Origin of the sequence: Streptomyces sp. NPDC090083 (assembly GCF_044747445.1) — a bacterium.
GTDB lineage: Bacteria > Actinomycetota > Actinomycetes > Streptomycetales > Streptomycetaceae > Streptomyces.
Genome location: NZ_JBIVED010000014.1, coordinates 62126 through 81940 on the forward strand (window position 1 = coordinate 62126; position 19815 = coordinate 81940).

General features: G+C 71.4%; 20 protein-coding genes. 17 read left to right on the top strand and 3 right to left on the bottom strand.

Annotation, left to right across the window (positions count from 1 at the left end; genetic code table 11):
• Positions 1–7 precede the first annotated feature (7 nt).
• The 8 genes from ACIPTO_RS36320 (at position 8) to ACIPTO_RS36355 (ending at position 7699) form a co-directional block, all read left to right on the top strand.
• The gene (locus ACIPTO_RS36320; RefSeq protein ID WP_401199189.1) at positions 8–1387 is read left to right on the top strand and encodes a cytochrome P450; all 1380 of its coding nucleotides are present in this window, start codon (positions 8–10) and stop codon (positions 1385–1387) included.
• On the top strand, positions 1384–3042 hold the full coding sequence (locus tag ACIPTO_RS36325) for a thiolase C-terminal domain-containing protein (protein WP_366315678.1): 1659 nt from the start codon (positions 1384–1386) through the stop codon (positions 3040–3042). The genes ACIPTO_RS36320 and ACIPTO_RS36325 overlap by 4 nt, the downstream gene beginning before the upstream one ends.
• A complete protein-coding gene (locus tag ACIPTO_RS36330; RefSeq protein WP_401199192.1) occupies positions 3039–3971 on the top strand; it encodes an alpha/beta hydrolase in 933 nt (310 codons plus the stop codon). Before ACIPTO_RS36325 ends, ACIPTO_RS36330 begins: the two co-directional genes overlap by 4 nt.
• Positions 3968–4591 carry a DoxX family membrane protein gene (locus ACIPTO_RS36335; RefSeq protein WP_401199194.1) on the top strand — a complete coding sequence of 208 codons (624 nt, stop codon included), beginning with the start codon at positions 3968–3970 and terminating at the stop codon, positions 4589–4591. Before ACIPTO_RS36330 ends, ACIPTO_RS36335 begins: the two co-directional genes overlap by 4 nt.
• Positions 4591–5442 (top strand): NAD(P)-dependent oxidoreductase, encoded by an 852-nt coding sequence (locus tag ACIPTO_RS36340; protein WP_401199196.1) that lies wholly within the window; start codon positions 4591–4593, stop codon positions 5440–5442. The genes ACIPTO_RS36335 and ACIPTO_RS36340 overlap by 1 nt, the downstream gene beginning before the upstream one ends.
• Before the next feature lie 70 nt (positions 5443–5512).
• Complete coding sequence (locus ACIPTO_RS36345; protein ID WP_401199198.1) at positions 5513–6805, top strand: cytochrome P450; 1293 nt, start codon at positions 5513–5515, stop codon at positions 6803–6805.
• The gene (locus ACIPTO_RS36350) at positions 6802–7005 is read left to right on the top strand and encodes a ferredoxin (protein ID WP_366315668.1); all 204 of its coding nucleotides are present in this window, start codon (positions 6802–6804) and stop codon (positions 7003–7005) included. Before ACIPTO_RS36345 ends, ACIPTO_RS36350 begins: the two co-directional genes overlap by 4 nt.
• Before the next feature lie 121 nt (positions 7006–7126).
• Positions 7127–7699, top strand: a complete 573-nt coding sequence (locus tag ACIPTO_RS36355; RefSeq protein WP_366315666.1) for a TetR/AcrR family transcriptional regulator — start codon at positions 7127–7129, stop codon at positions 7697–7699.
• Here the strand turns inward: ACIPTO_RS36355 and ACIPTO_RS36360 are convergent.
• From ACIPTO_RS36360 to ACIPTO_RS36370, 3 genes are read right to left on the bottom strand one after another with little or no spacing between them, the layout of a single operon-like run.
• A complete protein-coding gene (locus ACIPTO_RS36360; protein WP_401199200.1) occupies positions 7665–8474 on the bottom strand; it encodes an alpha/beta hydrolase fold domain-containing protein in 810 nt (269 codons plus the stop codon). The two genes, ACIPTO_RS36355 and ACIPTO_RS36360, sit on opposite strands and share 35 nt — an antisense overlap.
• A complete protein-coding gene (locus tag ACIPTO_RS36365) occupies positions 8467–9186 on the bottom strand; it encodes an enoyl-CoA hydratase/isomerase family protein (RefSeq protein ID WP_366315662.1) in 720 nt (239 codons plus the stop codon). The genes ACIPTO_RS36360 and ACIPTO_RS36365 overlap by 8 nt, the downstream gene beginning before the upstream one ends.
• Positions 9187–9190: 4 nt before the next feature.
• Positions 9191–10204, bottom strand: a complete 1014-nt coding sequence (locus ACIPTO_RS36370) for a 2Fe-2S iron-sulfur cluster-binding protein (protein WP_401199202.1) — start codon at positions 10202–10204, stop codon at positions 9191–9193.
• Positions 10205–10267: 63 nt separating this feature from the next.
• Here ACIPTO_RS36370 and ACIPTO_RS36375 point away from each other — a divergent pair, with 63 nt between their 5' ends.
• From ACIPTO_RS36375 to ACIPTO_RS36415, 9 genes are read left to right on the top strand one after another with little or no spacing between them, the layout of a single operon-like run.
• On the top strand, positions 10268–11806 hold the full coding sequence (locus tag ACIPTO_RS36375; RefSeq protein WP_401199204.1) for an AMP-binding protein: 1539 nt from the start codon (positions 10268–10270) through the stop codon (positions 11804–11806).
• Between the two features lie 35 nt (positions 11807–11841).
• Positions 11842–13020 (top strand): amidohydrolase family protein, encoded by a 1179-nt coding sequence (locus tag ACIPTO_RS36380; RefSeq protein ID WP_401199206.1) that lies wholly within the window; start codon positions 11842–11844, stop codon positions 13018–13020.
• Complete coding sequence (locus ACIPTO_RS36385) at positions 13017–14444, top strand: FadD3 family acyl-CoA ligase (protein ID WP_401199208.1); 1428 nt, start codon at positions 13017–13019, stop codon at positions 14442–14444. Before ACIPTO_RS36380 ends, ACIPTO_RS36385 begins: the two co-directional genes overlap by 4 nt.
• Positions 14441–16042 carry a methylmalonyl-CoA mutase family protein gene (locus ACIPTO_RS36390; RefSeq protein ID WP_401199210.1) on the top strand — a complete coding sequence of 534 codons (1602 nt, stop codon included), beginning with the start codon at positions 14441–14443 and terminating at the stop codon, positions 16040–16042. The genes ACIPTO_RS36385 and ACIPTO_RS36390 overlap by 4 nt, the downstream gene beginning before the upstream one ends.
• Positions 16042–16440, top strand: a complete 399-nt coding sequence (locus ACIPTO_RS36395) for a cobalamin B12-binding domain-containing protein (protein ID WP_366315650.1) — start codon at positions 16042–16044, stop codon at positions 16438–16440. Before ACIPTO_RS36390 ends, ACIPTO_RS36395 begins: the two co-directional genes overlap by 1 nt.
• A gap of 31 nt (positions 16441–16471) precedes the next feature.
• Positions 16472–17428, top strand: a complete 957-nt coding sequence (locus ACIPTO_RS36400; RefSeq protein WP_401199213.1) for an LLM class F420-dependent oxidoreductase — start codon at positions 16472–16474, stop codon at positions 17426–17428.
• Positions 17425–18480 carry a CaiB/BaiF CoA transferase family protein gene (locus tag ACIPTO_RS36405; protein WP_401199215.1) on the top strand — a complete coding sequence of 352 codons (1056 nt, stop codon included), beginning with the start codon at positions 17425–17427 and terminating at the stop codon, positions 18478–18480. Before ACIPTO_RS36400 ends, ACIPTO_RS36405 begins: the two co-directional genes overlap by 4 nt.
• Entirely contained in the window at positions 18480–18935 is a 456-nt protein-coding gene (locus tag ACIPTO_RS36410; protein ID WP_401199217.1) for a VOC family protein, read from the top strand. Before ACIPTO_RS36405 ends, ACIPTO_RS36410 begins: the two co-directional genes overlap by 1 nt.
• Entirely contained in the window at positions 18932–19765 is an 834-nt protein-coding gene (locus ACIPTO_RS36415; protein ID WP_401199219.1) for an SDR family oxidoreductase, read from the top strand. The genes ACIPTO_RS36410 and ACIPTO_RS36415 overlap by 4 nt, the downstream gene beginning before the upstream one ends.
• Positions 19766–19815: the final 50 nt, after the last annotated feature.

Genomic DNA, 19815 nt, shown 5'->3' on the forward strand with positions numbered 1-19815 from the left:
ACTCCGCATGACCACGGACGACGCGGCCGTCGTCGACGACGACGCCGGCCGCAAGCACCCGCGGGTGCACTTCGACCGGCACACCCCCGACTACCGCGACCGGTTCGAGGACATCACGCACGAACTGCACGGGCAGTGCCCGATCGCCTGGACCGAGACCCACGGCGGCCACTGGGTCGCCAGCGGCAACCGCGAGGTCTTCGAACTCGCGAGGTCCGCCGAGTTCCTCTCCAACGACCATGACGTGAAAGGCGAACGGCGCGGCTACAAGGGCATCTCCATCCCCCCGCCGCCGCGCGCCCGCGAGGCCCAGGGCGGCTTCCTGGAGATGGACCCGCCGGACCAGCGCTACTACCGGCAGACCCTCAACCCGTATCTGTCACCGGCGGCCATCCAGCGGTGGATCCCGTTCGTCGACGAGGTCGTCCGCGCGAGCATCGACGAGAAGATCGAGTCCGGGCACATCGACTTCGTCGACGACCTCGCCAACATCGTGCCGGCCGTCCTCACCCTGGCGATGATGGGCATCCCGATCGAGCGCTGGACCATCTACAACGAACCGGCCCACGCGTCCGTCTACACACCCCCCGACTCCCCTGACCGGGAACGGGTGCTGGACCTCAGCCGCAGGATGGGCATGGACCTCATGGGCCAGCTCATGGAGATCCGCACGGCACCCCGCCCGGGCCTGGTGGACGCCCTGGTCCGCGCCGACCTCTACGGCCGCACCCCGGACGACGGCGAACTCCTCGGCGTCCTCGCCCTGTTGATCGGCGGCGGCTTCGACACCACCACCGCCCTCACCGCCCACGCCCTCGAATGGCTCTCCCAGAACCCCGGGGAACGCGACCGGCTCAGCCGCGACCGGAAGACCCTGCTGGACTCCGCGACCGAGGAGTTCCTGCGCTTCTACACCCCGGCGCCCGGCGACGGACGCACCTTCTCCGCCGACTGCGAGATCGCCGGCACCGAGTTCAAAGAGGGCGAACGCCTCTGGCTGTCCTGGGCGATGGCCAACCGCGACCCGTCGGTCTTCCCCGACCCCGACACGATCGACATGGAACGCAAGGGCAACCGGCACAGCAGCTTCGGCCTCGGCATCCATCGCTGCATCGGCTCCAACGTGGCCCGTACGGTGTTCAAGCGCATGGTCACGGCCGTCCTCGACCGGATGCCCGACTACCGCTGCGACCCCGAAGGCGCCGTGCACTACGAGACCATCGGCGTCATCCAGGGCATGCGCCACCTCCCCGCCACCTTCACCCCCGGCGAACGGCTCGGCGCCGGACTCGACGAGACCCTCGCCGAACTCCAGAAGGCCTGCGACGAACAACGCCTCGCCGAACCCGTCACCGCCCGCAAGTCCGGCGCACGGATCGACACATGACGGATCATCAGCGACCCGGGCCGGTGATCACGGAGGAGAACGAGTTCTTCTGGACCGCCGGCGCGGACGGCCGGCTGCGGCTGGCGGAGTGCGGGTCCTGCGCGGCCCTCATCCACCCGCCGCAGCCGGTCTGCCGGTACTGCCGCGGCCACGACATCGGCGTCCGGACCGTCTCCGGCCGCGCCACGCTGATCGGCTTCACCGTCAACCACCGCTTCGCCCTGCCCGGCCTGCCCGCGCCCTACGTCGTGGCCCAGGTCGCCATCGAGGAGGACCCCCGGGTCCGGCTCACCACCAACGCCGTCCAATGCGCCCCGGACGAGCTGGAGTTGGGCATGCGGATGGAGGTCGTCTTCGAACCGGTCGAGGACGCCTGGCTGCCGCTGTTCCGCCCCGCCCGCGAACGGCCCGGGGTCGACCCCCTGCCGCTCGACGAGGCCGACAGCCGCCGACTCGCCCGCCGCGTACGGCCGATGAGGACCACGGAGAAGTTCGAGGACAAGGCCGCGGTCACCGGAATCGGCATGTCCGAGATCGGCCGCCGCCTCCTGGTCCCCCCGCTGTCCCTGACCGTCCGGGCCTGCGAACGCGCCCTCGCCGACGCCGGTCTCACCGCCGACGACATCGACGGCCTCGCCACCTACCCCGGCGCGGGCGCCTACGGCGGCTTCGGCGAAGGCGGAGTGACCGCACTGGAATCCGCCCTCGGCCTGGAACCCACCTGGTACAACGGCGGCAGCGAGACCTTCGGCCCCGTCGGCTCCCTCGTCTCCGCGATGCTCGCCGTCGCGGGCGGCCTGGCCCGCCACGTGCTGTGCTTCCGCACGGTCTGGGAGGCATCGTACGGCGACCTCGCGCGCCGCGGCCGTATCGCGCAGGACCCACCGCGTCGGCTCGACGGCTGGACGAAGCCGTTCGGCGCGGTCTCGGCCGCCCACACCCTCGCCCAGAACGCCCAACGCCACTTCCACCGCTACGGCACCACCCGCGAGACCCTCGGCTGGATCGCCCTCAACCAACGGGCCAACGCGGCGCTCAACCCCACCGCGGTCTACCGCGACCCGCTCACCATGGACGACTACCTCAGCGCCCGCCCCATCACCACCCCGTTCGGCCTCTACGACTGCGACGTGCCCTGCGACGGAGCGGTCGCCGTGATCGTGTCCGCGGTCGACGCGGCCCGGGACCTCGCCCAACCACCCGTATTCGTCGAGGCGGTCGGCACCCAGATCCTGGAACGCCTCGAATGGGACCAGAGCACGCTCACCCACGAGCCCCAAGTCCTTGGCCAGTCCGCCCACTTGTGGTCGCGCACCACGCTGCGCCCCGAGGACGTCGACGTGGCCGAACTGTACGACGGCTTCACCTTCAACTGCCTCTCCTGGCTGGAGGGGCTGGGATTCTGCGGCATCGGCGAGGCCAAGGACTTCCTGGACGGAGGCAAGAACATCGCACGGGACGGCGTACTGCCCCTCAACACCCACGGCGGACAGCTCTCCCACGGCCGCACCCACGGCATGGGACTCGTCCACGAGGCGATCACCCAACTGCGCGGCGCCGCCGGGCCACGGCAGATCCCCGACGCGCGGGTGGCCGTGGCGAGCAGCGGCGGACTCACCCCGAGCGGCGCGATCCTCTTCCGGGCGGACGGATGAACTCCCGTACCCCAGACGTCGTTTCGCACGTCGTCGACGTCGACGGCATCCCCATGTCGGCCCTCGTGTGCGAGGTCCCCGACCCGCGCGCGGTGATCGTCGCGCTGCACGGGGGAGCGGTCACCTCGGGCTACTACGACTACCCGGGGCAGCCCCGGCTGTCGCTCCTGCGCACGGCGGCAGCGCTCGGCTTCACCGTCCTCGCCATCGACCGCCCCGGCTACGGCAGTTCGGCCCCGCACGGCGAGAGCATGGCATCGCCCGCACGGCGCGTCGACCTCGCGTACGCGGCCGTGGACCAGCTCCTCACCTCAAGACCGCGCGGGGCGGGACTGTTCCTGTGGGCGCACTCGATCGGCTGCGCGCTGGGCGTGCACATGGCCGGAGACGAACGCCGGAACGACCTTCTCGGCCTGGAGATCGCCGGTACCGGACGCCACCACGCCGCGGACGCCCTGGAGATCCTCGACTTCCGCCGGCGCGACCCGGACCTGCCGAGACGATCAGGACCCGGCCTGCGCACCCTGCTGTGGGAACCGGCACGGCTGTACCCGGGCGAGGTCGTGGGCGCCCCCCGTGTCCAGTCCGCCGGCCCGTCCTACGAGGCGACGGTCGCCCGGCGCTGGCCACGGGAGTTCGCCGAAGTCGCCGCCCGCGCAAGGATTCCCGTCCACTACACCCTCGGTGACCACGAACGCGTGTGGAGCTCCGGGCCCGAGGCCATGGCCGACATCGCGGGCCTGTTCACCGGCTCCCCGCGGGTCGTCACCGAGGAACAGGCGGACAGCGGCCACAACCTGAGCATCGGGCACACCGCGACCGGATACCACCTGAGGATCCTGTCGTTCGTCGAGGAGTGCGTTCTCGCCTCCGGGAACGGCGGACTCGGGACCGGCGGGATCGACCAGTTTCCGAGGAGGGCCGGATGAGTGACGCCGACGTCGCCGTACTGCTGCTCGTACGCGTGACCACCGGACTGATCATGATCATGCACGGGCTGAACCACTGGCGCGGCGGCGGCCGCATCGAGGGCACCGCGCGCTGGTTCACCGGACTCGGCCTGAGACAGGGGGTGTTGCAGGCCTGGGCGAGCGTCCTCACCGAGGTCGGCGCGGGCGCGCTGCTCGTCCTCGGCCTGCTCACCCCGCTGGCCTGCGCCGCCGTGATCTCCGTGATGCTGGTCGCCGGGCTGCTCGCCCACCGGCCCAACGGGTTCTTCGTCTTCAAGGACGGCTACGAGTACGTCCTCACGCTCGCCGTCGTCGCCCTGGCCCTCGCGGTGCTGGGTCCCGGCCGCTGGTCCGTCGACCACGCGGTCGGCATCGACGTGACCGGCTGGACCGGCGGCGCCGTCGCACTGGGCGTGGCCGTGGCGGCGACCGGGGGACTGCTGGGCACGTTCTGGCGACCGGAACCCCGGGCCGCCGCCGAGCCCGAGAACCCGGCCGGACCGGGACCGAAGCCTGCGGCCGAGCCCGGGAACCCGGCCGAACCCGCGCCCGGCACCGCCCTCCACCGGACCGGCCACGTCGACCAGGAGGCCCGCTGATGCGCGTCGGATTCATCGGGCTGGGCAACCAGGGCGCACCGATGGCGCGCCGGATCGTCGAGGCGGGCTTCGCCACGACGCTCTGGGCGCGCCGCCCCGCCACGCTCGCCGCGTTCACCGGCACGGCGGCCCGGAGGACCACGTCGCCGGTCGAACTGGCCGCCGCCAGCGACCTGGTGTGCGTCTGCGTCGTCGACGACGCCGATGTCGAGCAGGTCGTCACCGGCGAACAGGGTGTGCTGCGGGGGCTGCGCCGGGGCGGCGTGATCGCCGTGCACAGCACGGTCCACCCCGACACCTGCCGGCGCCTGGCCGAACGCGCCCACGTCCACGGCGTGTCCGTGGTCGACGCGCCCGTCAGCGGCGGCGCGAAGGCGGCGGCCGAGGGGCGGTTGCTGGTGATGGCGGGCGGCGAGTCCGGCACCGTCGCCTACTGCCGCAAGGTGTTCGAGACGTTCGGTGATCCGGTCGTCCACATGGGCCCGCTCGGCTCGGGACAGATCGCCAAACTCCTCAACAACCTGTTGTTCACCGCCAACTTGGCGACCGCGGCCGACACACTCGCCCTGGCGCCGGAGTTCGGCATCGACCGGGCCGCCCTCGCCGAGGTCGTCCTCCACGGCAGCGGAGCGAGTTTCGCGCTGGAGCGGGTGAAGGCCGCGGGCGGCACACTCGACCGGTTCGCCGAACGCGCGGGACCCCTGCTCCGCAAGGACGTGAGACTGCTGGCCGACCTCGCCGGCACGGCGGACGCCCCGACCGGAACCGTCCTCGCGGCGGCCGACGCGGCCCTCGGCCACATGGGCCAAGAGCGCCTGACCGAACCCGCAAGTCCCGCTCCAGGAGAGTGAAAACGGCCTTCTCGCACATGGAGAATATTGATAGCGTCGCTCGTCGTCAGACTGGTGACGGAAGGGAACCGTGCACACCGTGAAGGACTTCGAGGCGATCGACTTCTTCCAGGACGACGAGGTCGTCGCGGACCCCTACCCCTACCTGGAGGCCCTGCGCGGGAAGTGCCCCGTGCTGCGCGAGAGCCACCACGACGTGACGATGGTGACGGGCTACGACGAGGCGATCGAGGTCCTGAACGACCCCGACACCTTCTCGTCCTGCCTCTCGGTGACCGGCCCGTTCCCCGGGTTCCCGGTCCCGCTGGAGGGCGACGACGTCAGCGAGCTGATCGAGCGGTACCGCGACCAGCTCCCGATGAGCGACCAACTGCCCACGCTGGACGCGCCCGTGCACACCGACCACCGCGGCCTGCTGATGCGGCTCATCACCCCGCGGCGCCTCAAGGAGAACGAGGCGTCGATGTGGCACCTCGCCGACGCCCAGCTCGACACCTATCTCGCCGCCGGCGGCGGCGACTTCATCAGCGGATTCGCCGGACCCTTCACCCTGCGCGTCATCGCCGACCTGCTCGGCGTGCCCGACGAGGACCGCGACGCGTTCGTGGAGGGCCTCGAACACCGGCCGCAGGCAGGCATCGGCAGCACCGCGGGCGAGGTGTCGTACTCGCCGCTGGAGTATCTGTACGGGCAGTTCTCGGCCTATGTCGAGGAGCGCCGCCGCGCACCCCGCGAGGACGTGATCACCGGGCTCGCCGCCGCGAAGTTCGCCGACGGCTCGACCCCCGACGTCGCCGACGTGGCCCGCGTCGCCACCAACCTCTTCGCAGCCGGCCAGGAGACCACCGTCCGGCTGCTCAGCAACGCCCTCAAGCTGATCGCCGAAGACCCCTCTCTGCAAAGGCTGTTGCGCGCCGAACGCGACCGCATCCCGAACTTCGTCGAGGAGGTGCTGCGCACCGAGAGCCCGATCAAGGGCGACTTCAGGCTCTCCCGCGTCCCCTCCACGATCGGCGGCGTCGACATCCCCGCCGGCACCACCCTCATGGTTCTCAACGGCGCCGCGAACCGCGACCCGCGCCACTTCGAGGACCCGCAGACCTTCGACCCGGCCCGCGCCAACGCCCGCCACCACCTCGCGTTCGGCCGCGGCCCGCACACCTGCCCCGGCGCACCGCTGGCCCGCGCCGAGGGCCGCGTGGGCATCGAGCGCATCCTCGACCGCACGACGGACATCAGGCTCTCGGAGAGCGTGCACGGCCCGGCCGGAGCGCGGGACTTCCGTTACCTGCCGACGTACATCCTGCGCGGACTCACCCATCTGAACCTGGAGTTCACGCTCGCCGAGGAGTCCGCCCGATGAAGGCGACCGTCGACACGGACCGGTGCCGGGGCCACGGGATCTGCTGGTCGATCTGCCCCGAGGTCTTCGACCTGACCGACGACGGCTACGCCGAGGTGCTGACCCCCGAGGTCCCCGCCGAGTACGAGGAGCAGGTCCGCACGGCGCTGGGCAGCTGCCCCGAGCGCGCGATCACGGTCGACCGGCCCGCACGAGGATGAAGTGAGGGAGAGCGGACGAAGCCCTGGTCCCGGAACGGAAACGCCATGGCCGGATGGGTCGCCCGGGTACGACGGCAACCGTAGTGTCACATCGGTGTTGCCGTGGTGGAAGGGGTGCCCAATGACGACGGCCCGACACGAGGAGATCCTGCTCGCCGCGCTGGCGGTGTTCGCCGAGCGGGGCTACAAGAAGGCCTCCATCGATGCCGTGGCCGAACGCGCCGGCCTGACGCGGCAGGGCGTCCTGCACTACTTCCCGAGCAAGAAGCGGCTCCTCCTCGCCCTCGTCCAGCTCCGCGAGGACCTGGCCCGCGAACACCTCGCCGCCCTGCACGCGGACGCCGGCGAGGACCTGCCCGGACTGCTCGCCGAGGCCATCACCTACGACCACAAGAACCCCGGTCTCGCCCAGATCCACAGCGTCCTCGTGGCGGAGGGCGTCACCGGCAGCGACGAGGCGCAGCGGTTCTGCCACGACTACTACCGGTCCATCCAGGAGCACACGGTCCAGCACCTCACCGCGCTCTACGGCGACCGCGTACCCAGCGGACTGACCCCCCGAGCCGCCGCGACCGCCGTGGTCGCGATGCTCGAAGGGGTCCAGCAGCAGTGGATGCTCGACGAGGAGCGGACCGACTACCCCGAGATCATCCGCGATGTCATGGGCGTGCTGCTCGGGCCCACGCCTGTATGAAATCGGCCATCGCCGTCACGCTCTCGGGATGCAGGCTCACCGCGTCCGGCCGTACCCGCAGATCCACCGTGACGCCGGAGCGGGCCGCGCGGGCGGCGAACGACAGGGAGTCGTCCAGCAGCGGATCGGTGCCGGCCACCAGGAGCTGGATCGGCGGCAGCCCGTGCAGGTTGGCGTGCAGCGGGCTCAGCAGCGGGTTGGTGCGGTCGGCGCCGCCGGCGAACCGGGCCGCGTGCGACCGGAGTTCGTCGATGTCGAAGCCCGGATCGGCGGCGGCGTTGAACAGCAGACTCGGCGCGTCCAGCGTCAGATCGAGCAGCGCCGAACAAAGTACCGCGCACTCCGGCTCCGGCGCCCCCATGTCCCGCAGCCGCACCAGCAGCGAGGCCGCGAGTCCGGCCCCCAGCCGCTCACCGGCCAGCGCGACCGGACCGCGCGCCTGGCACGAGCTGTACACGGCGTGCACATCGTCGAGCGCTCCGGGGAAGGACGACCGGTAGCGCGGGCACACCACGACTGCCCCCGTGCGCAGGGCGATTCGCTCCGCGAGGTCGACCGCCGACTCCGGCGAGGCCGCCAACTGCCGGTCCCCGTGCAGATACAGGACGACGAGATCGCTCGCGTCCGGCGGCCGTACGATCGGCCCCACCGGGCTCGACTCGACCCGCACCCGACCGTCGTCGGCCGCACGGTCCGTACGCACCCGTACGTCGGCCAGGTCGGCGCCGCCCAGACCGGTACCGGCCCCGGTCGCCCCCACTCGTGTGTCACCCACGGGACATCACCCTCTCCGCTGCCTGCCAGTGCTCGTCGGACACCCAGAGGCGGGCGAAGGCGCGGGCCGCCTCCTCCTCCGGGACGGCTCCGCTCATCACGCGCTTGATCTCCCGCGCCGGATCGGTAGCCAGGGATCTGGCCAGGGTGCGCCACCCCTCCACGAACTCGGCGCGCGGCAGCACCAGTTCGAGCAGTCCGACCCGCCCGGCCTCGGCGGCGTCGAGCACCGTCCCGGTACCGGCGAGCATCAACGCGCGTCCCTTGCCGACGAGTCGGGCGAGCCGCTCGGCGCCGCCCCACGCGGGCATGATCGCCAGAGCCACCTGGTTGAAGCCGATCCTGATGTCGTCGGCGGCGACCCGGATGTCGGCGGCCATCGCCACCTCGGCGCCGCCGCCGAACGCGTGGCCGTTCAACGCGGCGATCACGGGTCCGGGGAAGGCCGCGATGCGGTCGCAGATCCCCCTCATCCGCAGGGACATGGCCATCGCGTCCTCCTCGGTGCGGATCGTGCTCAGCTGCTTCAGGTCACCGCCGGAGACGAACGCCCGGTCGCCCGCACCGGTGATGACCAGCGCCTTGGCGCCCGCCACCGCGTCGAGCGCCTTGTCGAGTTCGTCCATCGTGGACGGGGCGATCGCGTTGCGGGCGTGCGGCCGGTCGATCGTGACCACCGCGAGGCCCTCGTCGAGTTCGAGATCTACGTCCATGGCCTCAGTCCTCGTAGACGACAGTGACGTACGGCGTGGCCGGCTCGCCCTGGCAGGTCAGCACCCAGCCCTCGGCGACCTCGTCCTCGTCGAGCGCGTTGTTGACGCGCATCGTGGCCTCACCTTCGGTGACATGGGCGATGCAGGTGGCGCAGTTGCCCGCCTCGCAGGAGAACGGCGGGGCCAGACCTGCCCTGCGCGCGCTCTCCAGAAACGTCTCGCCGGAGCGCTGGGCGAGCGTGTGCGGCTTCCCGGAGAGCACGAGCGTGAGGGTGCCCTCCCGTTCGGGCACGTCGTCCGGCGCCGGATCGGTGGCCTGCGCGAACCGCTCGACGAAGATCCGCTCCGGGGCGGTCCCGTGGGCGAGAAGCGCGTTCTCGACCAGCTCCATGAAGGGCGCGGGCCCGCAGAGGTAGAAGTCCGCGTCCGTGTCACCGCCCGCGAACTCCCGCACCTGGTCGGCGGTGACGAAGCCCTGCCGGTCGTCGAGGTGGTGGCGTACCGAGAACCGGTGCGGATACCGCTCGGCCAACTCGGCGAGCGCGTCGGCGAAGATGACGGCCCCGGCGTCCCGGTCGGCGGCCAGCACCCGCACCGGTCGTCCGGTGCCGGCCAGCGCCGACTTGGCGAGGGACAGGATGGGCGTGATCCCGCTGCCCCCGCAGAACGCCACCACCGGACCTGCCAACTCCCGTGTCGTGTCGGCCTCGTCGCCCTCCCGCAGACAGAACACCCCTGCGGGCAGGGTGGTTTCGACGACGTCACCGGGTGCGAGGTGGTCGTGCATCCAGTTGGACACCAGACCCCCCGGAACCCGCTTCACCGTCGTCATGAGCTCGGTGTCCGTCTCCGGCGAACTGGACATCGAGTAACTGCGCAGCGTGCCACAGGCCTTGATCGTCACGAACTGGCCGGCACGGTACGGGAAGGGCGCGTCGAGTACGTACGTCCGTGTGTCGGGCGTCTCCTGGATGATCCGTGTGATCCGCACCGGGTGGAACCCGTGGTCTCGTCCCATGTGTGGAATTTACCTTCTCGCTCTGAGAGAGTGCAATTCTCAATGACGAGAGGGGTTCCAGTCGTGCGAAAGATCCCCGCTGAACTGGTCGACCGCTACGAGGCGGAGGGCTGGTGGACCAGGGAGACGATCGGTGACCTGCTGGCACGGGGACTGGCGTCCGCGCCGGAGACCGTCTTCCGGGTCCACTCGGCGGTACGGCCCTGGGACGGCACCTTCGGCGAGGTCGAACGGACGGCCCGCCGGCTGGCCGCGGGACTGCGCGAGCGGGGCGTCGGCACCGGTGACGTCGTCGCGTTCCAGCTGCCCAACTGGATGGAGGCGGCGGCCGTCTTCTGGGCCTCGGCCTTCCTCGGCGCGGTCGTGGTGCCGATCGTCCACTTCTACGGACGCAAGGAGGTCGGCTACATCCTCGACACGGTCGGGCCGAAGGTCTTCGTCACCGCCGAACGGTTCGGGCACCTGCGCCACGACCCCGGGCTGAGCGCGAAGGTCCCCGTGGTCGGCGTCGTGGGAAGGGACTTCGACGACCTGCTCGCCGCCGAACCGCTGCCCGGCGTCCTCCCGACGGACCCGTCAGGACCGGCGCTGATCGCCTTCACCTCCGGAACCACCCGCGATCCCAAGGGAGTTGTGCACAGCCACCGCACCCTGGGCTTCGAGACCCGCCAGCTGGCCGGACGGTACCCGCCCGACCGCGGCGACCAGCTCACCTCCGCGCCCGTCGGCCACTTCATCGGCATGGTCAACGCCTTCCTGATCCCCGTCCTCGACGGTAGCCCGGTGAACCTCGCCGACACCTGGGACCCGGGCCTCGTCCTGGAGCTGATGGCCCGCGACGGCCTCACCGTCGGGGGCGGCGCCGCCTACTACATGACGAGCCTGCTGGACCACCCCGACTTCACGCCCGCCCACCTCGCGCGCATGAAGTACGCGGGCCTCGGCGGCGCGGCCGTACCGAACGCGGTCACCCGGCGCCTCGCCGACCTCGGCATCACCGTCTTCCGGGCCTACGGCAGTACCGAGCACCCGTCGATCACCGCGTCCAGCCACTCCGCGCCCGAGGGCAAACGGCTCTACACCGACGGGGACGCGCTGGCCGGGGTCGAGATCCGGCTCGCCGAGGACGGCGAGATCCTCAGCCGCGGCCCGGACCTCTGTCTCGGCTACACCGACCCGGACCTCACCGGGCGGGCCTTCGACGCCGACGGCTGGTACCGCACCGGCGACATCGGCGTGCTCGACCGGGACGGCTACCTCACCATCACCGACCGCAAGGCGGACATCATCATCCGCGGCGGCGAGAACATCGGTGCGCTGGAGGTGGAGGAGGTGCTCCTCGGCCTGCCGGCCGTCGCCGAGGCCGCGGTCGTGGCCGTGCCGGACGCCCGCCTCGGGGAGCACGCGGCAGCGGTCGTACGACTGCGGGCGGGCCGGCGCGAACCCACCCTCGACGAGCTGCGCGCGCACTGCGCAGCGGTGGGCCTGGCCCGGCAGAAGTGGCCTGAGGAACTGCATGTCGTCGACGACTTCCCGCGGACCGCCAGCGGCAAGGTCCAGAAGTTCGTTCTCCGCAAGGATATTGCCGCCCATCGAGAGTGAGAATAGGATTCTCGCAATCTGCGAAGGAGGATCTCATGCCATCGCGCGTGCCGCCGTACCCACTGTTCGACGCGGACAACCACCTGTACGAGACGGAGGATGCGCTCACCCGGTACCTGCCCGAGCAGTACGCGAGCGCCATCCAGTACGTGCAGGTGAAGGGTCGTACGAAGATCGCCATCCGCGGCCGGATCAGCGACTACATCCCCAACCCCACCTTCGAGGTCGTCGCCCGGCCCGGCGCGTGGGAGGACTACTTCCGCGAGGGGAACCCGGAGGGCAAGTCCCACCGTGAGCTGTTCGGGGAGCCCATGCGGTCGATCCCCGCGTTCCGCGAACCCGGGCCGCGCCTCGCGCTCATGGACGACCTGGGCATCCAGCAGACCCTGATGTTCCCGACCCTCGCCAGCCTGGTCGAGGAGCGGATGCGGGACGACCCGGAGCTGATCCACGCCGTCGTCCACGCCCTCAACCGATGGCTGCACGAGACCTGGCAGTTCAACCACAAGAACCGCATCTTCACCACCCCGGTGATCAGCCTCCCGATCCTGGACAAGGCGATCGCCGAGCTCGAATGGTGTCTTGAGCGGGGAGCGAGGGCGATCCTCGTCCGGCCGGCCCCGGTCCCCGGCTACGGCGGATCGCGGTCCTTCGCGCTGCCGGAGTTCGACCCGTTCTGGAAGCGCGTCGAGGAGGCGGGCGTGCTGGTCGCCATGCACTCCTCCGACAGCGGCTACTCCCGCTACTCCAGCGACTGGGAGGGCAGGAGCCAGGAGATGACGCCCTTCCAGGCGCAGGTCTTCCGCATGATGTCCGAGTGGCGCCCCGTCACCGACGCGGTCGCGTCCTGGGTCTGCCACGGAGCCCTGTTCCGCTTCCCGGACCTGAAGGTCTCGGTCATCGAGAACGGCTCCTCCTGGCTGCTGCCCCTGCTCGACCAGCTGGGCAGCACCTACAAGAAGCAGCCCAGGGGCTTCCTCGGCGACCCGGTCGAAGAGGTCAGGAACCGCATCCACATCAGCCCGTTCTGGGAGGAGGACATGGCCGCCCTCTCCGAGGTCGTCGGCGTCGAGCGCGTCCTGTTCGGCTCCGACTACCCGCACCCCGAGGGCCTGGCCGACCCGGTCTCCTACATCGACGCGCTCCAGGGCATGAAGGAGGCCGACCAGGCCAAGATCATGGGCGGCAACCTCGCCCGCTTGATCGGCGCATGACCTGGGAGAGCATCCCGCAGATGGTGCTGAGCGCGGCCGACCGCTTCGGTGACGCCGAAGCCGTGGTGGACGGCCCGCTGCGCCTCACGTTCACCGAGCTGGCCGAGCGGGTGCGTGTGGCCGCGGGAGCCTTCGCGTCGGCCGGGGTCGAGCAGGGCGACCGCGTCGCGATCTGGGCGCCCAACTCCGCCGAGTGGATCGTCGCCGCCTTCGGCCTCATGACCGCGGGCGGTGTGCTGGTGCCGGTGAACACCCGGTTCAAGGCGGACGAGGCGCACGACATCGTGGTGCGCAGCGGCGCGCAGGCCGTGCTCGTCCAGGAGGGCTTCCTCGGCCTGGACTTCACCGCACCGCCCGGCGTACCGGTCATCGACCTCAAGTCCGGCTTCCTGGCGAGCGGTTCACCCTTCGAGCGGAACGTCACCGGCGACCAGGTCAGTGACATCGTGTTCACCTCCGGCACCACCGGCCGACCCAAGGGCGTCCCGATGACCCACGCCCAGACGCTGCGCCTGTACACGGAGTGGTGCGACCTGGCCGGGGTCAGGGAGGGCGACCGCTATCTGATCGTCAACCCGTTCTTCCACATCTTCGGCCTCAAGGCGGGCCTGGTCGCGTCGCTCATCCGCGGCATGACCATCCTGCCCGTCCCCGTCTTCGACGTGGCCCACGTCCTGGAACTGGTCGAGCGCGAGCGGGTCACGGTCCTGCCCGGACCGCCCACGCTCTACCACTCGCTGCTCACCGACCGGGGCTCAAGAGACCTGTCCTCACTGCGCGTCGCGGTCACCGGTTCGGCCGACATCCCCGTCGAACTGATCCGCCGGGTGATGACCGAACTCCCCTTCACCTCGATCATGACGGGCTACGGCCTGACCGAGGCGGGCACGGCCACCGCCACCCGGCCCGGCGACTCCTTCGAGGACATCGCCACCACCGTCGGCACCCCCTGCGACGGCGTCGAGGTCCAAGTCGCCGACGACGGCGAGGTGTTGGTCCGCGGCTACAGCGTGATGCACGGCTACTTCAACGACCCCGGCGCCACCGCCGAGGCCATCGACCGGGACGGCTGGCTGCACACCGGAGACCTCGGCACCCTCGACGGACGCGGCTATCTGAGGATCGTCGGCCGCAAGAAGGACATGTTCATCGTCGGCGGCTTCAACGCCTATCCGGCCGAGATCGAGGGCTTCCTCCTGGAGCACCCGGCGGTCGCCCAGGCCGCCGTGATCGGTGTCCCCGACGAGCGGATGGGACAGGTCGGCAAGGCCTTCGTCGTCCGCCAAGGGCCGCTGACCGCCGACGAGTTGATCGACTGGAGTCGGCTGCGGATGGCCGGGTTCAAGGTGCCCCGGACGGTGGAGTTCCGCACGGAACTGCCGCTGAGCGCCACCGGAAAGGTGATGAAGGACCTCCTGCGATGACGCCTCCCACACCGCCCCAGGGCGACGACCTCGTCCGGACCGCGTCCGGCCTGCCCCTCAAACCGGTCTACGGCCCCGACGACGTCCGCTCCCGGCCGCCCGCGCCGGGCACCTTCCCCTTCACGCGCGGCAACTACGCCACCGGCTACCGGGGACGGCTGTGGACGCTGCGCCAGTACTCCGGCTTCGGCACCGCCGAATCCTCCAACCGCCGCTACCACTACCTCCTCCGCCAGGGCGGCACCGGCCTGTCCGTGGCGCTCGACCTGCCCACCCAGTGCGGCTACGACTCCGACGACCCCGAAGTGGCCGAGGAGGTCGGCCGGGTGGGCGTCGCCGTCGACACCCTCGCCGACGCCGAGATCCTCTTCGAGGGCATCCCCCTCGACAGGATCAGCACCAGCTTCACCATCAACGGCACGGCCGCGATCCTGCTCGCCCTCTACGTCGCCGCGGCCGAACGCGCGGGCGTGCCGCGGGCGACGCTCACCGGCACCATCCAGAACGACATCCTCAAGGAGTACGCGTCCAGGGGGACTTGGATCTGGCCGGCCGACCCCTCCCTGCGGCTCATCGCCGACACCATCGAGTTCTGCGCCGCCGAGGTACCGCGCTTCAACGCGATCTCCGTCGCCGGCTCCCACTTCCGCGACGCCGGGGCCAACGCCGTGCAGGAGATGGCCTTCACGCTCGCGGACGGGGTCACCTACTGCGACACGGTGCTGGCCCGCGGCCGTATGACGATCGATCAGTTCGCCCCGCAGGTCTCCTTCTTCTTCTACACGCACGGCGACTTCTTCGAGGAGGTCGCCAAGTACCGTGCCGGACGCAGGCGTTGGGCGACCATCGTGCGCGAGCGGTACGGAGCGGGCAGCGACAAGGCTGCCATGTTCCGCTTCGGCTGCGTCGCCGGCGGCGCCTCCCTCTACGCACCCCAGGCACAGAACAACACCGTCCGCGTCGCCTACGAGGCACTCGCCTCGGTCCTCGGCGGCGTCCAGTCGATGTTCACGGCCGCCTGGGACGAGCCGTTCGCCCTGCCCAGCGAGGAGTCCGCGACGCTCGCCCTGCGCACCCAGCAGATCCTCGCCCACGAGACCGGCGTCACCCGCGTCGCGGACCCGCTCGGCGGCTCGTACTTCGTCGAGGCCCTCACCGACGCCACCGAGGCCCGCATCGTCGAGATCATGGACGACCTGGAGCGCTACGGCGGCATGGTCCGCGCCATCGAGGACGGCTACCTGCAGACCCTCATCGCCGACGAGGCCTACCAGTCGCATCGCGAGGTCGAGGCGGGCACCCGGCCGGTCGTCGGCGTCAACCGCTTCGTCTCCGACGAGCCGCCGCCCGACCTCTCCACCTACGAACTCGACGCGGAGGGCCGTGACCGGCAGCTGAAACGGCTCGCCGACGTCAGGGCCACCCGCGACGCCGACGCCGTACGGCGGCGCCTGGGCGAACTGGCCCGCGCCGCGGAAGGCACCGAGAACCTCATGCCCGTCCTGATCGACTGCGCCCACGCCTACTGCACGGTCGGCGAGATGGTCGCCGCGCTCAAGGCGGTCTGGGGCGAGTTCCAGCAGCCGGTGGTGTTCTGATGGCCGCCCGTGTGCTGATCGCCAAACCGGGGCTCGACGGACACGACCGCGGCGCCAAGATCGTCGCGCGGACCCTGCGCGACGCGGGCTTCGAGGTCGTCTTCACCGGTATCCGGCAGCGCGTCGACGACATCGTCGCCGTCGCCGTCCAGGAGGACGTGGCCGTCGTCGGCCTCAGCATCCTCTCGGGCGCCCACTGCGCGCTGACCACCCGCGTCATCGAGGCACTGCGCGCCACCGGCGCCGAGGACATCGCCGTCGTGGTGGGCGGCACCATCCCGCCCGCCGACGTACCGAGACTGCTCGCCGCCGGAGCCGCCGCGGTCTTCCCCACGGGCACACCGCTCGACGCCCTCGTGACCGCGATGCGCGCCCTGACGTCCGCCGTCCCGTCATGACCCGGCGGCAACCCGACCCCCTGGAGGCAGCGTGCGCATCGGAGTGATGATCGGGCCCGAGCGCGGAGACCCGGTCCGCAAGGTCACCCGCATGATCGACGACGTGACCTGGGCCGAGAAGGCCGGCTTCGACACCGTGTGGGTGCCGCAGATCCCGTCCGACTTCGACGCGCTCACCGCGGTCGCGCTGATGGGCGCCCGCACCGAGCGCATCGAACTCGGCACCGCCGTCGTCCCGTTGCAGGCCCAGCACCCCATCGCCCTGGCCCGGCAGGCCATGTCGGCCCAGGCCGCGACCGGCGGACGACTCTCCCTCGGCCTCGGACCCTCCCACCACTGGATCGTCCGGGACATGCTGGGACTGCCCTACGAGAAACCGGCCGCGCTCACCCGCGACCACCTGGACGTCCTGGACGCCGCCTTCGCCGGAACGGGCGAGGCCGACGTCGAGAACGGCACCTTCAGCGTCCACAACCCGCTCACCCTCGCCCCCGTCGCCCCGCTGCCGGTCCTGCTCGCGGCCCTCGGCCCGGTCATGCTGCGCGTCGCCGGGGAGCGGACCGACGGCACCCTGCTGTGGATGGCCGACGAACGCGCCGTCGCCGAACACGTCGTCCCCCGCATCACCAAGGCCGCCGAGAGCGCCGGGCGTCCCGCGCCGCGCGTCGTCGCGGGCATCCCGGTCTGCCTGTGCGGACCCGACCGCGTCGACGAGGCCCGCGAGCGCGCCAACCGCATCCTCGGCGAGGCCGAGATCTCGCCCAACTACCAGCGCGTTCTGGAGTACGGCGACGCCCGCGACATCGGTGACCTGTGCGCGGCGGGCGACGAGAACGCCATCGCCTCCCGCTTCCGCCGCTTCGCCGACGCCGGGGTCACCGACCTCTCCGTACGGCTGCTGCCGATCGGTGACACCCGCGACGAACTGGTCGCCTCCAAGCACCGCACCCGCGACATGCTCGCCGCCCTCGCCGCGGACCTGCGATGACCGCCGGACCGCTCGACGGCATCCGCATCCTGGAGGTCGGCCACATGCTGGCCGGCCCCTACGCCACGATGATGCTCGCCGACCTCGGCGCCGAGGTCACGAAGATCGAACCACCGGGCGGGGACATCTCCCGCCAGGTCGGCGACTCCTACTTCGCCAGCCTCAACCGCGGCAAACGCAGCATCCGCCTCGACCTCACGACCGACCACGGACAGGCCCGGCTCGGCCGACTCGTCGCCGGAGCCCACGCGTTGCTCGTCAACCTCAAGCCGTCGGCGATCCACCGCCTCGGCCTGACCTACGACGCGCTGCGCCGGTGGAACGACAGGATCGTGTGCGTCGCGCTCACCGGCTACGGCCTGGACGCGGGCGACGAGCCCGCCTTCGACTACGTGGTCCAGGCGGCCACGGGGGTCGCCGCCCTCACCGGCGACCCGGACGCGCCGCCGACCCTGCCCGGCTACTCGTCGGCCGACAACTCCTCAGGTCTGACGGCCGCGTTGGGGCTCCTGGCCCAGATCGTCTCCGGTCGCGGCGGCCAAGTGGAGGTGTCCCTGCGGGATGTGATGCTGTCCCAGCTCAACTACCGTGCCTCCGCCTATCTCAACGAAGGCGTCGAGCCGCGCCGACTGCCGCTCGGCGCGCACTCCTACTACGTACCGGCCCAGCTCTTCCCCACCGCCGAGGGCCACTTGGCGCTCTTCATCACCCACGACGGCTTCTGGAAGTCCTTCGCCGCCGAGGCGGGCATCGGCGGCTTCCCCACCATGGCCGAGCGCGCGGAGCGCCGCGAGGAGGTGCTCGCCGCGGTGACGGACGCCCTGGCCGCGGACACCGCCGTGGCCTGGGAGACACGGCTGCGCCCGCTCGGAGTGCCCGCCGCCGCCGTCCGCACGCTGCCTCAGGCGCTCGCGGCGACACCGGAGGCCGTGGTGAGGGCCGGTGACTTCCGGCTGGTGCGGGGTTCCGTGCGGATCGCGGGGTACGAGCCGGAGTACGGGCCGCCGCCCCGCCTGGGCGCGCACGACATCGCCGGGGCGGTGGGGGAGTGATGCGGGCCGAGGACCAGTTCCATCTCGGCCTGGTGGTCCAGGACTTCGAGGGGACGCTGGCCGAGTTCTCGGCCGCGTTCGGGTACGAGTGGTGCGCCGAGATCGGCGGGGCGGTCCCGCTGTCGCTGCCGATCGGAAACGTCGTCCTCGACATCAGCTGCGCGTACTCCCGGACGGTGCCCCGGCTGGAGATCGTCCGGCGGATCCCCGGAACCCTGTGGGAACCGGTGGCCGGCGGCGGGGTGCACCACGTCGGCTACTGGTCCGACGACATCGCCGCGGACGCCGCCGAACTCGCCCGGCAGGGCTTCGTGATTGAGGCGAGTCGGGAGGGCACCGGAGGCGCGCCCTTCGCGTTCCTGCGCGGCCCGAGCGGTCTGCTCGTGGAACTGGTGGACCGGGTGGCGCGGCCCGGCTTGGAGAAGCTGTGGGCTCACGGAGGAGGAGACGCGTGACGACCGTAGGCATCGCGACCGGGGCCGGGCGCGGCATGGGGCTCGCCTGCGCCAGGAGGCTCACCGACCTGGTGGACACGCTGCTGCTGGTGGACCGGGACGAGCCGGCCGTGACCGCGGCGGCGAAGGAACTGGCCGCCGCCGACCAGGAGATCGCGGTCGAGACCTTCGTCCTCGACATCACCGACCGGGCCGGACTCTCCCGACTCGCGTCCCGCGTCGCCGAGTCGGGCTCCCTCAGGGCTGTCTCGCACGCCGCCGGGATCTCGCCCACCATGGCCGACTGGCGGCGGGTCTTCGAGGTCGACCTCGTCGGCACCGCACGCCTGGCCGAGGCCCTCCGCCCGCTCGCCACCGAGGGGACGTCGATGGTGTGCTTCGCCTCCATGGCCCCGCTCCTCGGCCGCGTCGAGGCCGATCCCGCCGTGGCGGCGATCCTCGACGAGCCGTTGCGGGACGACTTTCTCGACCGGCTGCGGGAGGTGCTCGGGCCCGCGGTGGAGGACACCGGTCTCGCGTACGCGTGGGCCAAGCACGGGGTGCATCGGTTCGTGCGGCGGGAGGCGGTGCGGCTCGGGCCGCGCGGGGCGCGGATGTGTTCCGTGTCGCCGGGGGTCATCGACACCCCTCAGGGGCGGCAGGAGGCCTCGGCCCAGCCCGCCATGACCGCGCTGGTGGAGCAGACGCCCCTCGGGCGCGTGGGCCGGGCCGAGGACGTCGCTGCCGCGGTGGCGTTTCTGCTGTCGGACGAGGCCGCTTTCGTCTCCGGGATCGACGTGCTCGTCGACGGCGGGGTCTGTGCGGCGGTACGGGAACGCGCCGGTCGCTGACCGGCCGGGGACCGGCTGAGGGGGCGCGCCCTGGGGGCGGCGCGCCGTTT